10 protein-coding genes and 1 pseudogene are annotated in these 14,535 nt (G+C 72.0%); 4 read left to right on the top strand and 7 right to left on the bottom strand.

Features of this window, described 5'->3' with window-relative positions:
* Positions 1 to 110: 110 nt before the first annotated feature.
* A complete protein-coding gene (locus ACWDUZ_RS33630; RefSeq protein WP_451635603.1) occupies positions 111 to 965 on the bottom strand; it encodes a DMT family transporter in 855 nt (284 codons plus the stop codon).
* A gap of 199 nt (positions 966 to 1,164) precedes the next feature.
* Between ACWDUZ_RS33630 and ACWDUZ_RS33625 the strand changes: the two genes are divergently transcribed.
* Positions 1,165 to 2,643 carry a glutamate-cysteine ligase family protein gene (locus ACWDUZ_RS33625; protein ID WP_451635602.1) on the top strand — a complete coding sequence of 493 codons (1,479 nt, stop codon included), beginning with the start codon at positions 1,165 to 1,167 and terminating at the stop codon, positions 2,641 to 2,643.
* A 69-nt stretch (positions 2,644 to 2,712) separates the two neighbouring features.
* Complete coding sequence (locus ACWDUZ_RS33620; RefSeq protein WP_451635601.1) at positions 2,713 to 3,927, top strand: MFS transporter; 1,215 nt, start codon at positions 2,713 to 2,715, stop codon at positions 3,925 to 3,927.
* A 13-nt stretch (positions 3,928 to 3,940) separates the two neighbouring features.
* Here ACWDUZ_RS33620 and ACWDUZ_RS33615 read toward each other — a convergent pair whose 3' ends face one another.
* Entirely contained in the window at positions 3,941 to 5,392 is a 1,452-nt protein-coding gene (locus ACWDUZ_RS33615; protein WP_451635600.1) for a WGR domain-containing protein, read from the bottom strand.
* Positions 5,393 to 5,681: 289 nt separating this feature from the next.
* Complete coding sequence (proP, locus tag ACWDUZ_RS33610; protein WP_451635599.1) at positions 5,682 to 7,190, bottom strand: glycine betaine/L-proline transporter ProP; 1,509 nt, start codon at positions 7,188 to 7,190, stop codon at positions 5,682 to 5,684.
* A gap of 186 nt (positions 7,191 to 7,376) precedes the next feature.
* Here proP and ACWDUZ_RS33605 point away from each other — a divergent pair, with 186 nt between their 5' ends.
* Together ACWDUZ_RS33605 and ACWDUZ_RS33600 are read left to right on the top strand one after the other, a co-directional pair.
* Positions 7,377 to 8,510 (top strand): lytic polysaccharide monooxygenase, encoded by a 1,134-nt coding sequence (locus tag ACWDUZ_RS33605; protein WP_451635598.1) that lies wholly within the window; start codon positions 7,377 to 7,379, stop codon positions 8,508 to 8,510.
* 111 nt (positions 8,511 to 8,621) lie between these two features.
* Positions 8,622 to 8,948, top strand: a pseudogene (locus ACWDUZ_RS33600) (cellulose binding domain-containing protein); the annotation flags it as partial.
* 167 nt (positions 8,949 to 9,115) lie between these two features.
* Here ACWDUZ_RS33600 and ACWDUZ_RS33595 read toward each other — a convergent pair.
* The 4 genes from ACWDUZ_RS33595 to ACWDUZ_RS33580 form a co-directional block, all read right to left on the bottom strand.
* The gene (locus ACWDUZ_RS33595; RefSeq protein ID WP_451635597.1) at positions 9,116 to 10,144 is read right to left on the bottom strand and encodes a LacI family DNA-binding transcriptional regulator; all 1,029 of its coding nucleotides are present in this window, start codon (positions 10,142 to 10,144) and stop codon (positions 9,116 to 9,118) included.
* Between the two features lie 219 nt (positions 10,145 to 10,363).
* Positions 10,364 to 11,266: a serine hydrolase gene (locus ACWDUZ_RS33590; RefSeq protein WP_451635641.1), complete on the bottom strand. Its 903-nt coding sequence runs from the start codon at positions 11,264 to 11,266 to the stop codon at positions 10,364 to 10,366.
* A gap of 171 nt (positions 11,267 to 11,437) precedes the next feature.
* The gene (locus ACWDUZ_RS33585; protein ID WP_451635596.1) at positions 11,438 to 13,858 is read right to left on the bottom strand and encodes an MFS transporter; all 2,421 of its coding nucleotides are present in this window, start codon (positions 13,856 to 13,858) and stop codon (positions 11,438 to 11,440) included.
* Positions 13,855 to 14,349 (bottom strand): MarR family winged helix-turn-helix transcriptional regulator, encoded by a 495-nt coding sequence (locus ACWDUZ_RS33580; RefSeq protein WP_451635595.1) that lies wholly within the window; start codon positions 14,347 to 14,349, stop codon positions 13,855 to 13,857. Before ACWDUZ_RS33580 ends, ACWDUZ_RS33585 begins: the two co-directional genes overlap by 4 nt.
* Positions 14,350 to 14,535 lie beyond the last annotated feature (186 nt).

The following is a 14,535-nucleotide window of genomic DNA, read 5'->3' as shown; positions in this document are numbered from 1 at the left end:
ACTCCCCCCTGCCCTAACAGAAGCGGCTCCCGGCCGGAAGCCGCACCCCGGCCGGCTCCCCGGCCGCGGAGCCCCGCGGCCGGGCCGCCGCGCCCACGCCGCCGCGCCCGCTACAGCGCCCCGGCCTGGGACCTGGTCAGTGCGAACACGCCCGCGACGATCAGCCCGACGCCCAGCAGCTGCGGCAGCACCCACCAGCCGGCCCGTACGTGCTCCTCGTAGACCAGCACACCGAGCAGGAAACTCACCATGGCGTCGCCGAGGGTGAGGGCGGGCTGGGAGGCGATCAGCGGCCCGCCCTGCATGGCGTGCTCCATCAGGAGCATCGCGCAGACGCCGCTCGCACCGAAGGCGTACGTCTGCCAGGAGCTGAGGAACCCGGCCAGACCGTCGTCGGCGAGGATGTGCACCGCCGTCTTCATCAGGCCGGCCGTGAGGGCGAAGCAGATCGCCGTGGCCGCGCCGATGCAGGCGGCGCGAGCCCTGCCCGGCGGTCTGCGCATCCCCACCACGGTCAGCGCGGCGGCGCTGCCGGCGCAGGCGGCCAGCACGGGAAGCCAGCGGTCGACGGACACATGGGTGCGGTTCCCGGAGGGCGCGGCGGCCAGCAGCGCCAGCCCCAGTCCCGCGACGACGGCGCACAGCCTCAGCAACAGCGCACCGGACGGCCGGCGGCGCTGCCACAGCGCGGCCAGCATCATCGTGAGGGGCAGCTCCAGCACGAACAACGGCTGGACCAGGGAGAGCGGGCCGGTGGCCAGCGCGGCCGCCTGCCACACTCCGGCGGCGATCACCGCGAACACCCCGGCGAGCCAGACGGGCCGGCGCAGCAGGTCGAGCACCAGCCCGGGGCGGAAACCCTGGGACTGCGGCACGGTCAGCGCGGCTCTGCGCTGCAGCACGGTGGCGAGCGCGTTGCTCAGTGCGGCCAGCAGTGCGAACAGCGTCGGCAGGACGATTCCCATGCCCTCATCCTTCGCCGCTCCGCCCGCCGGCCCCGGGCGACACGGCCGTCGCGACCTGTCACCGCGCCACCGGACCCACCGTCGGCCCCATCGCGCGGGCCCACCCCCGTGCGACGCTCCCCGTCCCGCGTGGTCCGGGCCGTCCGCCGGTGGGACGCTGGGTGCAGAGGTGTCCGAGGAGTGGGAACCGGGAGGGCCGATGGGACGGGACGTCCCGGCGCTGGTCTTCACCCGCGAGGACCGCCGCCGGTACCGGATCAAGATGCAGGAGTGCCTGGAGGCACTGGCGCAGATGCTGCGCACGTCACGGTTCGAGTCCGAGCGGCCCCAGGTGGGACTGGAGATCGAGCTGAACCTGGGCGACGACGTGGCGGAACCGGCGATGCGCAACAGCGATGTGCTGGAGGCGATCGCGGACCCCGCCTGGTCCACCGAGCTGGGCAGGTTCAACCTCGAGATCAACATTCCGCCCCGCCGTCTGACGGCGGGCGGCCCCGACGCCTGGGAGTCCGAGATCCGCGCCGCGCTGAACCACGCGGAACGGCGCGCGGCCTCGGTCGGCGCACACCTCATCATGATCGGCATCCTGCCCACGCTGCGCCAGGAGGACGTCGGCGAGGCGGCGCTGTCGGAGAACTCGCGCTATCGGCTGCTCAACGACCAGGTCTTCGCCGCGCGGGGCGAGGACCTGCACATCGACGTGGACGGCGTCGACCGGCTGCGGACCTACGCGGACACGATCACCCCGGAGGCCGCGTGCACCAGCACCCAGTTCCACCTCCAGGTGTCCCCGGAGGAGTTCGCCGGGTACTGGAACGCGGCGCAGGCGATCGCCGGGGTCCAGGTCGCGCTGGCGGCCAACTCCCCGTTCCTGTTCGGCAAGGAACTGTGGCACGAGACCCGCATCCCGCTGTTCGAGCAGGCCACCGACACCCGGCCGCAGGAGATCAAGGTGCAGGGGGTGCGGCCCCGGGTGTGGTTCGGGGAACGGTGGATCAACAGTGTCTTCGACCTGTTCGAGGAGAACCTGCGCTACTTCCCGGCGCTGCTGCCCCTGTGCGAGGAGGAGGACCCGCTGCAGACGCTGGACCGCGGTGACATCCCCGAACTGGCCGAACTGACCCTCCACAACGGCACCATCTACCGCTGGAACCGCCCGGTCTACGCCATCGCCCACGACAAACCGCACCTGAGGGTGGAGAACCGGGTGCTGCCCGCCGGCCCGACCGTCGCGGACACCCTCGCCAACGGTGCCTTCTACTACGGGCTCACCCGCGCCCTGGTGGAGGAGGAGCGGCCGGTGTGGTCGCGGATGTCCTTCCGCGCCGCCGAGGACAATCTGCGCACGGCGGCACGGCACGGCATCGAGGCGCGGCTGTACTGGCCGGGGATGGGCGAGGTGCCGGCGCCCGAACTCGTGCTGCGGCGCCTGCTGCCGCTGGCGCACCGGGGCCTGGAGCGTTCGGGCATGGACGAGGCGTGGCGGGAGCCGCTGCTCGGCATCATCGAGCAGCGGTGCATCGCCGGCCGCAACGGGGCGATGTGGCAGAAGGAGATGTTCCATCACATCGACGCCACCGCGCGGACGGGCCGGCACGAGGCCCTGCGGCGGATGACGCAGCTGTACGTCGAGTACATGCACCTCAACGCCCCCGTCCACACCTGGCCGGTCGACTGACGGGCGCACCCCGCCTTCGAGATCATCCCGGTGTCCCGTGGGCCGACGCGGGCGAATACCATCTGCGGGATGTCGAACGGACCAGGCGCCGGCCGCGCCGACCAGGAATGCGTGCGTTCACCCGTGTGGCGGGCGCCGGGGATGCGGCCACTGCTCGGCTCGGCGGCGCTGGGCTTCGCCGGTCTGTCGCTGCTGCTGCCGGTCGCGCCCCTGTGGACGCAGCGCGGCGGGGCGGACGAACTGGGCGCGGGCCTGGTCAACACGGTGCTGATGCTTTTCACCGTGGTCGCCCAGCTGCTGGTCGCACACGTGCTCCGGCGTCTGGGATGGGCCTGGACGCTGGCCCTCGGGGCGTGTCTGCTGGGACTGCCCGCCCTCGGGCACTTCCTCAGTGACCGGGTGGGCGTGGTCGTCGCCCTCGCGGCGGTGCGGGGGCTCGGGTTCGGGATTCTCACGGTGTGCGGGGCGACCGGGGTGGCGGCGCTCGTCGAGCCCGGACGCCGCGGCCGGGCGGTCGGCGCCTACGGGCTGGCCGTCGCGGTCCCGCAGTGTCTGCTGGTGCCGATCGCGCCCTGGCTCGCGGAACGCGTGGGCTTCGGGCTGGTGTTCGCGGGCGCCGCCGTGCCGCTGCTCGCGGTCCCGCTGGCGCCGCGGGTGGCCCACGCGCTGCGCGGCACCGAGGATCCCGGTACGGCACCGGCCGAGGGGCGGGACGCCGGACGGCTCCGCCGTGTCCTGGTCGGGCCCATCGCGGCGCTGCTCGCCATCACCGCGGCGGGTGGCGCCATCCTCACCTTCACTCCGAGCCTGCTGTCCGACGCGACCGCCGTCTACGTGGCGCTCCTTGCGTTCACGGCGACGGCGGCGCTGTGCCGGTGGAGGTTCGGACACGTCGCGGACCGCAAGGGGGCGGCCCCGGCCATCGCGCCGCTGCTGCTGGCCGGCGCGGCCGGGCTCGCCGTCATCGGTGCGGGCACGGCGCACGGCCTGGGTGCGGCCGGTCCGGTCCTGGTGGTGACGGGCATGCTCGTCATGGGGGTCGCGTACGGCGGTCTGCAGAACCTGACCCTGGTGCATGCCTTCGCCGCGGCGGGTGAGTCGGCGCGTTCCTCCGTCAGCGTCGCCTGGAACATCGGTTTCGACGCGGGGACGGGGCTCGGAGCGCTCGCGGCCGGGGCCCTCGCCACCGTGAGTTCGTACACGGTCGCGTACGCGGTCCTCGCCGCCACCACCGCGTTCGTGGGTGTCTGCTGGGCCGGTGCGCGGTGGGGCGACGGGTCGTAGACGCCGGGTGGCGTCACAGCAGCCGCCGGATGTCACCGCGCACCCGGTAGAAGCCGCCCGCCGCCGGGTGCAGGGCGTCCACGACGTAGCGCGCCCCGGGTTCGCGGATGGCGCGCGGGAACTGGACGTTCCAGGAGGAGTCGTAGCCGTCGGACACCACGTGCACGCGCAGCCGGCCGCTCTGCTGGACGCATTCGACGACGACCGCCCCGGCGGGAACCCGGGCGACGGCGGCCACCGCGGTCGCGGCGGTCGCCGGTGTGTAGGTCGGCAGGGCCGCGGCGAGCTTGACGTCCCGGGCGACCGGCACCGTGCCCTGCTGGGCGGCGGCGACGGCTGCCTCGCTCGCGTCGACGCAGACCAGCGATCCGTCCGTGGTGACCAGGTACAGACGCTCGTCGTGGTACTGCATCGACAGCGCCGAACCGCCGCCCGTGGCGAGCTTCCACAGGCGCGTGCCGTCCCGGTCGAAGCAGTAGACGGAGGACGCCGCGTCACCGGCGAAGACGAACCGTCCGCCGGGTGAGGTGGCGCACGAGTACACCGCACCGTCACAGACGTAGGTCGCCTGGATCGTACCGGTCGACTTCGACAGCCGCTGGACCACGCGGTGCGCGGTCCCCGCGTACAGGGTGTCGTCCTCCTGCCAGCCGAACAGGACGGCGCCCCGGGTGGGGGTGTGCCACAGCTCGCCGGTGCCGTCGGGTGCGTAGGCCGTCACGCCCCGGTGGTGGCCGTGGTAGACGGCGCGGTCGTCGGCGCGGACCATCCAGGCGTGCTCGCCCTGGCTGCGGCGGGCCCACTGATGCTCGTCCTCGTGGTCGATGACGGTGAGCCGGCCGTCGCGGTCCGAGACGTTCAGGACGCCCTCGTGGATGTCCAGCCAGAAGATGTCGACGTCGGCGGTGATGTCGTAGGCCGCGAACGGCAGTTTGGAGGACAGGTCGTAGACCTTGCCGTCGTCACAGCCCGCGTAGATCCAGAAGTCGTCCGCGACCAGGCACTTCACGCCGTCCGGCAGGCTGAAGCGGGCCAGGACGCCACCGTCGTGGTCCAGGGTGTAGACATCACCCGACTGGTTGCCGACCCAGCAGTGCTCGTCGTCGACGTGGATGCCGAACGCCGCGGAGCCGGTGCGGAACCGCCACAGCACCGGTGCGACGGCGCGCGCGGTGGAGGCAGCGGAGACGACCTGACGGCGGGTCACCGGGCGCGGGGCACGCTGTCCGGGAACGGCGGGGGCGTATCCCTTGCGGACCTTCTCGCCGACCTTCTTCGCCGCGGCCGCCCGGGCCTTCTCCGACGTGGGGAACGTCGTGGTCTGCGTCTGCCCGGCGGCGCCTATCCGCCCGTACCGCACCGTCACCACCTGGCCGTCGACCATGACTTCGTAGAACTTGTGCGCGCCGCCGCCTTCCTGCGACAACTCCAGATACGTCGTCGACACGGTGGACCCGGTGGACATGGCAGACCCCTCCCCATGACGGATCCGCGGTCTCTCCGGCGGATCCCGGTACTCGAACCATAGGAGGGGCCACTGACATTGATGCTGGTACTCAGGTTCCGGTGATCGTGGCCCAGCCACTGACTGACGCCCTGCTGGGTTGTCTTCCCGCTGTTCAACGGGATCATCGTCGAAGCCGGGACGAGGGGGAGGACAGGCTCTTCGCCGTCGGTCCGAGTTCGCGAAGCGCCTCCTGCCGGCGGGACGGGCGGGCGACGAGCCCCGTAGCGCGGGGCGCGCGCCGCCTTCTTCAGAACCTGGGCACCGGTGCCTGGCTCTCCACCAGGCGCGCGGCCTCCTGCGGCGTGGCCACCGAGGGCGGGGAGCCGTCCAGCGGGCGGCGTGCCGTCTCCTTCATGCACGCCACGGAGATCACCCCGACGAGCGTGGCGACCATGGTGTAGTAGGCGGGCATGAGGTCGCTTCCCGTGACGGAGATCAGCGCGGTGATCACCAGGGGTGTCGTCCCGCCGAAGAGGGAGGCGGAGAGGTTGTACCCGATGGACAGGGACCCGTAGCGCACCTGGGTGGGGAACAGGGCCGGCAGCGCCGCGGACATCGTGCCGAGCAGGCACACCAGGGACAGGCCCAGCATCAGCATGCCCGCGGAGACCGCGGCCAGGCTGCCCTGCTGGACCAGCAGGAACGACGGGATCGACAGCACGAAGAAGCCGAGCATGCCGGTCATCAGGACCGGTTTGCGGCCGACTCGGTCGGACAGTGCTCCCACCCGGTTGATCACGAGCATCAGCACCACCATGGCGCCGATGAGGATCAGCAGGCCGTGGGTCTCGGAGTAGCCCATCTCGTCCGACAGATAGGTCGGCATGTACGACAGGAACATGTAGTCGGCGACGTTGTAGGCGCCGACCAGGCAGACGCACAGGACGAGGGTCGGCCAGTACTCGCGGAAGATCTTCGCGAGGTCCCCCTTGGCGGTGGTCTCGACGGTGGACGCGGCCTCGGACGCCCGGTGGAACGAGGCGTCCTCCACTTTCTGGAAGGCGGGAGTCTCGTCCAGTTTGAGCCGCAGATACAGGCCGACCACTCCGATGGGGCCGCCCACCAGGAACGGCACCCGCCAGCCCCACGCCAGCATGCCGTCGTCGCCCAGCCAGGCGGTCAGCAGTGTCACCAGGCCGGCCGCGGCGACGTACCCGGCCAGTGTGCCGAGTTCCAGAAAGCTCCCGAAGTAGCCCCGGCGCCGGTCGGGCGCGTACTCGGCGATGAACGTGGACGCCCCTCCGTACTCGCCGCCCGTGGAGAAGCCCTGCACCAGCCGGAAGAGGATGAGCAGGGCCGGGGCCCAGAAGCCGATGGTGGCGTACGACGGGATCAGGCCGATGGCGAACGTGCCGATGGCCATCATGATCATGGTGAGGGCCAGGACCTGCTTGCGGCCGATCTTGTCACCCATCGGGCCGAACACCATGCCGCCCACGGGGCGCACCAGGAAGGACACCGCGAAGGTCGCGAACGACGACAGCAGCTGCACGGTGTCGTTCCCGGACGGGAAGAACACATGCCCGAGGGTGACCGCCAGGTAGCCGTAGATGCCGAAGTCGAACCACTCCATGGCGTTGCCGAGCGCGGCGGCCTTCACGGCTCTCTTCACGGCGGCCTCGTCCGTGACGGTGATGTCCGGGCGACGCAGCCGGGGGTTCCTGCGCCGTTCTACGGCGCGGAACAGCGCACGGTGGCGCCTGACGGCGTCCGGGTCGGCGTCGATCACCCGAAGGCCGTCCTCGTGCTCCGCCATGATGGCTCCTTCCTTCCGGCGGGCGGCTGCATGGGACCGCATGCTCACTCGCGGCACCAGCAAACGGCACAGCGGACGAGAGCGACATTCGCCACGACGGTGAGGGGTGCGGACGCGTGTGCGTTTACATCGGCCCCGGCTCTCGCTACCGAGATGGGAGCGCTCCCATCTCTTTCCCTGCTTGTCATGTTCCGATCACATCCGCCCTTTTCTCCCGAAGGGAGTCCCTCGGTGACCCGACGCAGGACGTATTCCTTGGTCGCGGCGCTGGCCACCCTGCTCGCCGCACTCGGCCTGACCGTCCTGGGCCAGGGCAGCGCGCAGGCGCACGGCGTGGCGATGATGCCCGGCTCGCGCACCTATCTGTGCTACCTCGACGCCCAGACCAGCACCGGCGCGCTCGACCCCACCAACCCGGCCTGCCGGGACGCGCTGAACCAGAGCGGAGCCACCGCCCTGTACAACTGGTTCGCCGTGCTGGACTCCAACGCCGGGGGCCGCGGTGCCGGGTATGTGCCGGACGGCACGCTGTGCAGCGCGGGCGACCGCTCGCCGTACGACTTCTCCGCCTACAACGCCGCCCGGTCGGACTGGCCGCGCACTCACCTGACGTCCGGGGCGTCGATGCAGGTGCAGTACAGCAACTGGGCGGCCCACCCCGGCGACTTCCGGGTCTACGTCACCCAGCCCGGCTGGTCCCCCACCTCCGAGCTGGGCTGGGACGACCTGGAGCTGATCCAGACGGTGGCCAATCCCCCGCAGCAGGGCACGCCGGGGACCGACGGCAGGCACTACTACTGGGACCTGCAACTGCCCTCCGGCCGCTCCGGCAACGCGCTGATGTTCATCCAGTGGGTGCGCTCGGACAGCCAGGAGAACTTCTTCTCCTGCTCGGACATCGTCTTCGACGGCGGTCACGGCGAGGTCACCGGCATCCGCGGCTCGGGCGGCGGCGACCCGACGCCGACCCCCACCCCGACGCCCACACCCACGCCGACCGATCCCGGAACGGGCGCGTGCATGGCCATGTACTCCGTGACGAACTCCTGGGGCGGCGGTTTCCAGGGCTCCGTCGAGGTCATGAACCACGGCACCGCGCCGCTGAACGGCTGGTCCGTGACCTGGAAGCCGGGGGCGGGCACATCGATCGGGAGCGTGTGGAACGGTGCGCTGACCAAGAACTCGGACGGCACGGTCACGGTCAGGAACGTCGACTACAACCGGACCATACCGGCCGACGGCAGCGTCACGTTCGGCTTCACCGCCACCTCCACCGGCAACGACACGCCGGTAGGATCCGTCGGCTGCGCCACGCCGTAGGCGCCGCGGGCCGCTTCGGCGCGCCGCCGGCCGGCCGCTTCCGCGTGCCGGCCGGCGGCCGCCTGTCCTCACCGCGCTGAGCGACCTCCCCACCGCACGGAAGGAGAATCCATGGTCTCGAGCACGGTGCGACCGCCGGGCAGGCGTCGACTGCGGGCGGTGGCGCTCGCGGCACTGATGCCCGCGCTGCCGGCCTGCCTGGCCGGTTACGGACCGCTCAGTGCCGCCCGGGGAGCCGACGGGGGCGGGGCGTGCCGGGTGTCCTGGACGGTGAACCAGTGGTCCGGCGGCTTCACGGCAGAGGTGTCCGTGACCAACCTCGGCCCCCGGGTGGACGGTTGGACACTGGGCTGGACGTTCGACGCCGGCCAGCGGGTGACCTCCGCCTGGAACGCCCGCGTCGACCGGACGGGCACCGCCGTGACCGCCGCCAGTCTCGACTACAACGCGGATGGCAGAATCGAAGTTCTGTCGAAGCAACTGGTCAACGCGGTGACCGTGTTCTGCATGGATGCGCGAGGCGCTGACATCCGGCGTCCGACATGTGCTTGGAGCGGCTCCCGGAAGAAGGGCGTATCCCTACGTTCCGTGTTCGCCGTGACGTCTCAGGCCGAGTCCCTGCGGATCAGCCGTGTCGGCAGGACGACGTGGCGCCAGGCACGGCCGGAGTCCTCCAGCGCCTCGAGGAGCAGCCGCACCATGGCCCGCCCGATCTCCTCGACCGGCTGGCGCACGGTGGTGAGCTGCGGATCGGTGTGCTGCGCCAGCAGGAAGTCGTCGAACCCGACGACGGCGACGTCCTCGGGCACCCGGCGCCCCGCGGCACGCAGGACGTCGAGGGCTCCGGCCGCCATGGTGTCCGATGCCGCGAACACCGCGTCCACCTCGGGGTGGCGCCCCAGCAGTTCGGTCATCGCCCGGCGCCCGCTCTCCTCGCTGAAGTCGCCCTCGACGATCCACGAGGCGTCGTGGGTGCGGCCGGTCGTGCGCATGGCCTCCTCGTATCCGCGCAACCGGCACTGCGCGACGTACATGTCCAGCGGGCCGGTGATGGTGGCGACGTGGGTCCTGCCGCTGCGCAGCAGGTGACCGACGGCGTCGCGGGCGCCGCCAACGTTGTCGGAGTCGACGTAGGAGACGCACTCGTCGCCGGAGCGGCGGCCCAGCAGGACGGTCGGCAGGCGCAACTCGGCGAGCATGTCGGGCAGCGGCTCACCGCCTCGGACGGACATCAGCAGCACACCGTCGATGCGGCCGCCGCGCGCGTACTCGACGAAACGGCGCCGCTCGGCGTCCGTGCGCACCAGGGTGAGCAGCAACTGGATGTCGGTGCCGGCCAGGGCGTCGCTGACCGCGCAGACGATCTCGGAGAAGAACGGCTCGCCGAACTGCCGCCAGTCCGTCTCCGTCATCGCCAGGGCCAGGGCCACCGCGTCGGCGCGACGCGCCGCCAGGGAGCGGGCCGCCTGGTTCGGGACGTAGCCGAGTTCGGTGATGGCCCGCTCCACGGCGCGGCGGGTGGAGTCCTTCACCCCGTCGGCGCTGTTGATGACGCGTGAGACGGTGCCCCGCCCCACTCCGGCGAGCGCGGCCACTTCCTCGAGCGTCGGCGTACCGGAGCGCTGCTTCCCCACGATCGCGCACCCCCCTCGGTGATCACCCGATCCTAGTCCCCCGGCAGGCGACGATCGCTCGTCGAGGACGGCGCAGGTGCGCGCTCCAGATGTGCTCCGGCTCTCGGGCGGTGCGACGAGGGCGAGCCGGGCGTCGCGGCGGGGCGAGGCCGCCCACCGGGACACCGGCCGGTCACCGGTCACGGCCGGTCGGTACCGGTCAGGGGCGGTCGGTACCGATCAGGCCCGGTGCTGGGTGGCGGCCGAGGACACGGCCTGGCGCGCGGCCTTCTCCACCAGGGCGACGCCGTCGCTCATGCTCGCGCTGCCGCCCGAGAGGGCCGCCACGAGGTAGTGGTGTCCGTTCGCCGTGACGCGGCCGATGCTGTTGACGTCCCAGAGTCCTGTCGTGCTGCGCTGGAGCCAGCCGTTCTTCAGCGCCCACTGGGAGTCGGCCGCGGCCGAGACGCCCCATGCCTGGTCGGCGGCGACACTGCTCATCAGCGAGCGGATGTAGGCCCGGGACTCCTCGTTCAGCGCGGGGGCGGACACGGTCGGCGTCGTGTCGTCGAACACGGCTCGCAGGAGGCGTATCTGGTCGCGTGCCGTGGTCCGGGTCAGCCCCCACTTGGCGCCGGGGCCGCCCTTCGTCGCCGTCAGACCGAGGCGCTTGTTGGCCGCCTCCAGGCCGGACGCCCGGCCGATCTGCCGCCACAGGGCGTTCGCCGCAGCATTGTCGCTGTGCCGGATCATCGGCTCCGCCAGCGCGCGCTCGGCGGCGGTGAGGTGCCGCCCGGCGTCCTGCGCCTGGAGCAGCAGCGCCGCGAGGATGTCGACCTTGACGATGCTGGCGGTGTCGTAGGGCACGTTGTCGCCGTACACCGTGGACGCCCGGCCCGGGGCGTCCAGGTCGAGCACCGCGGTGGTGACATGCGCCGTACTCACGGGCCGCGCCGCGGCGTGGACCTCGCCCGAGGGCGCACCGGTGGCGGCGGCCGCCGGCGGTGCGTGCAGCGCGCCGAGGGAGAACAGTGCGGTCACGGAGGACACGAGCACGGCGGCGCACGCGGCGGCGCGCCGGCCGCGCCGCCCGGCCGTGGTCATCGCAGTGGCCGGGGAGAGCGGGTACGGCAGGCAGGACATGGGCAAGCGGGCCTCATCACGTGGTCGTCGCAGGAACACTGAGGAGTGAACGTAGACAAAACGTCCGTCCTGCGACGTGGCCGCCGTCACTCGGAGCGGCTTTCGGCGCGAATTGAGACAACAGCCACAGTCCCGGCCGGCCCTCGGCCGCCGAACGCCGACCGGTGGCTGTCAGCCGTCAGCCGGCGTGTGACCTGCCTGGAGGTCGACTCGGTGGGCCCCGCCGCCGCCCAGCGCCACCTCGACGGCCACGGGCGGGTAGCCGCTGGCGACGACGGTGTAGGCGCCGGGGGCCAGACCGCGCAGGGTGTACGTGCCGTCCGGGGCGGTGGTGGCCGTCGCCACCACGTCGCCGTGCGCGCTCACCAGGGTGACCCGGGCGTCGGGCACGGGCCGGCCGGTGTGCTCGTGGCGTACGGTCCCGTGCACGCCGCCGGCCCCTGCCAGCGTGATCTCGGAGAAGACCGGCTCACCACCGACGACGACCCGCTCGGCACGAGGACGGTGTCCCTCGGCCGACACGACCAGTGTGTAGGCGCCGGGTTCGGGTGCCGTCAGGCCGTAGGTGCCGTCCTCGTCCGAGCGGGCGAGGTCCCTCTGGTGACCGCACTGGTCGACGAGGGTGAGGGTGGCATGGGCGAGCGGTCGGCCGGTGCCGTCGCGGACCCGGCCGCGCAGCGGACCGGAGGAGGGTCCGGACGTCGGGTCGGCCTGCCGCGGGGGCGTCGCGGCGGCGGACGTAGCGGGCGAGTGAGCCGGGGACGGGACCGCGGCGGACGTAGCGGGTGAGTGCGCCGGGGAGGTGACCGCGGCCGCCGTCCCGGCCGGCGGAGCCGTGGACGGCGACACGGGCGAGGCCGAGTCGGGGAGCACGCCGTGGCGGCCCCGGACCAGGGAGGCGCCCGCCGCCGCCAGCGACATGGCGATCGCCAGGGAGAACACCACGACCAGGCCGTCGTGGAAGGGCTGCGAGATCAGATGGGGGAAGTACTCGCGCCCGGTGAGGTGGGCGGCGGAGGACGGTGAGAGGTGGCCGAGGATGGTCGGGCCCAGCAGGTGCTCGATCGGGTTGTAGCCGAGGAAGGCGGCGAACAGCACGCCGACCGGTGGCAGCCCGGCGACCTGGTGGGCGGCCGCCGCCGGGACGCCCTGGGCGGTCAGGCCCGAGCTGAGCGTGCTCGGCAGGCTGCGGGAGAGACCGGCCACCATGAGGGAGAAGAACACCCCCATGGACAGCACCATGCCGGCGTTCTGGAAGGTGGCGCGCATGCCGGAGGCGGCGCCGCGGGCGTCGGCCGGGACGCTCGACATGATGATCGACGTGTTCGGAGCGGCGAACAGGCCGCCGCCGAGGCCGTTGAGGAAGATCAGTGCGGCGAAGACCCAGTAGTCGAAGTCACCGGGCAGGACGAGCAGCCCGGCGAAGGACACCGTCATCACGACGAACCCGGAGGCGGCGAAGAGCCGCGCGCCGAACCGGTCGGACAGCGCGCCCGAGATGGGTCCGGCGAGCAGGAACCCGATGGTGAGCGGCAGCATGTAGATGCCGGCCCAGAGCGGGGTGTCGGCGTAGTCGTAGCCGTGCAGCGGCAGCCAGATGCCCTGGAGCCAGATGATCAGCATGAACTGGAGTCCGCCGCGTGCGATCGCGCCGAGCAGGGTGGCCGCGTTGCCACCCGCGAAGGCCGCGTGCCGGAACAGCCGCAGCGGGAACATCGGTTCGGCGACCCTCGTCTCGACCACGCAGAAGGCGGCGAGCATCGCGGCCCCTCCGGCCAGTCCGGCCAGCACCCATGGGTTGGTCCAGCCCATGGTGTGGCCGCCGTAGGGCTGGATGCCGTAGGTGATGCCCGCGAGCAGCGCGGTCAGTCCGACGGCGAAGGTGATGTTGCCCCACCAGTCCATCCGGCCGGGCCGGCGCACGCCCGTCTCGCGCAGTGACGCGTACGCCCAGACGGTGCCGATCAGGCCGATGGGCACGTTGACCCAGAAGACCGAGCGCCAGTTCCAGGTGACGAGCGCGCCACCCAGCACCAGACCGAGGAACGACCCGGCGATGCCCGCCACCATGTTGACGCCCAGGGCCATCCCCCGCTGCCGCGCGGGGAAGGCGTCGGTGAGGATGGCGGCGGAGTTGGCCATCAGCATCGATCCGCCCACCGCCTGCACGATGCGCCAGCCGATCAGCCAGAGCGCGCCGCTGCCGCCGTGGAAGGGGTCGAGGGACAGCACCACCGAGGTGAGGGTGAAGATGAGGAAGCCGGCGTTGTAGATCCGGACCCGGCCCATCATGTCGCCGAGCCGGCCGAGGGCCACCACCAGGACCGCGGTGACGAGCATGTAGCCCATCAGCATCCACAGCAGATAGCTGACGTTGGCCGGCTGGAGCGGATCGAGGCGGATGCCGGTGAAGATGCCGGGCAGCGAGATCAGCACGATGGAGCTGTTGATGGTGGCGAGCAGCATGCCCAGGGTGGTGTTGGTCAGCGCGACCCACTTGTAGCGGGGGTGGTCCGCGCCCATCCAGGTGCCGCGCGTGCGCGGCCCGGGACCGGTGGTGCCGGGTAGGCGTCCGGTGTCCTCGGCGGTCATGAAGTGCTCCCCGTGTCGTGCCGCTCGGTCGGGTGGCACGGCCCCGTGGCGCCTTCGAGCATCCGCAGCACCAGGGGAAGGGCGGTCCGCACGGCCTCCCCCAGCGCCTCCTGATCCTCGGCGGGAAGGGCCGCCAGCAGATCGGCCAGCCGGCTGTCCCGCAGCCGTCGGCGCTCGGCGAGCACCTCCCGCCCGGCGTCGGTGACGGCGACGAGCGTCACCCGTCCGTCCGCGGGGTCGTCGACGCGCCGCACCAGCCCCCGGCGCTCCAGGCGCTGCACCAGCTGCGTCATCGACGGCTGGGCGACTCCCTCGGCCGCCGCCAGGGCCGTCAGCCGGGCGGGTCCCCCGCGCTCCAGCCGGGCGAGGGTGGAGGCCGTGGTGAAGCTCATCTCCCGCCGGTCGGTCACAGCCCTGATCACGGCGGAGGCCGTCTCGGCGAGCGCCCGCGCCGTCCCCAGCGGTTCTTGTTTGCGGTCCGACTGATCCACATCTCAAGTATCACGCCGCCTATATAGGCAGGCTATAAAATCTTGGTAAGAACCTGTCCCGGAAGACGCGTCCGGGCCGGCCCGTCGGAAGACGCGTCCGGGCCGGCCCGTCGGAAGACGCGTCCGGGCCGGCCCACAACGGAACAGGGAAGGGGAGGGAAAGAGAGTACAAAAAAAAGGGAAAAA

Source organism: Streptomyces sp. NPDC003393, assembly GCF_053589015.1.
This window is presented reverse-complemented; position numbering and strand designations above follow the sequence as displayed.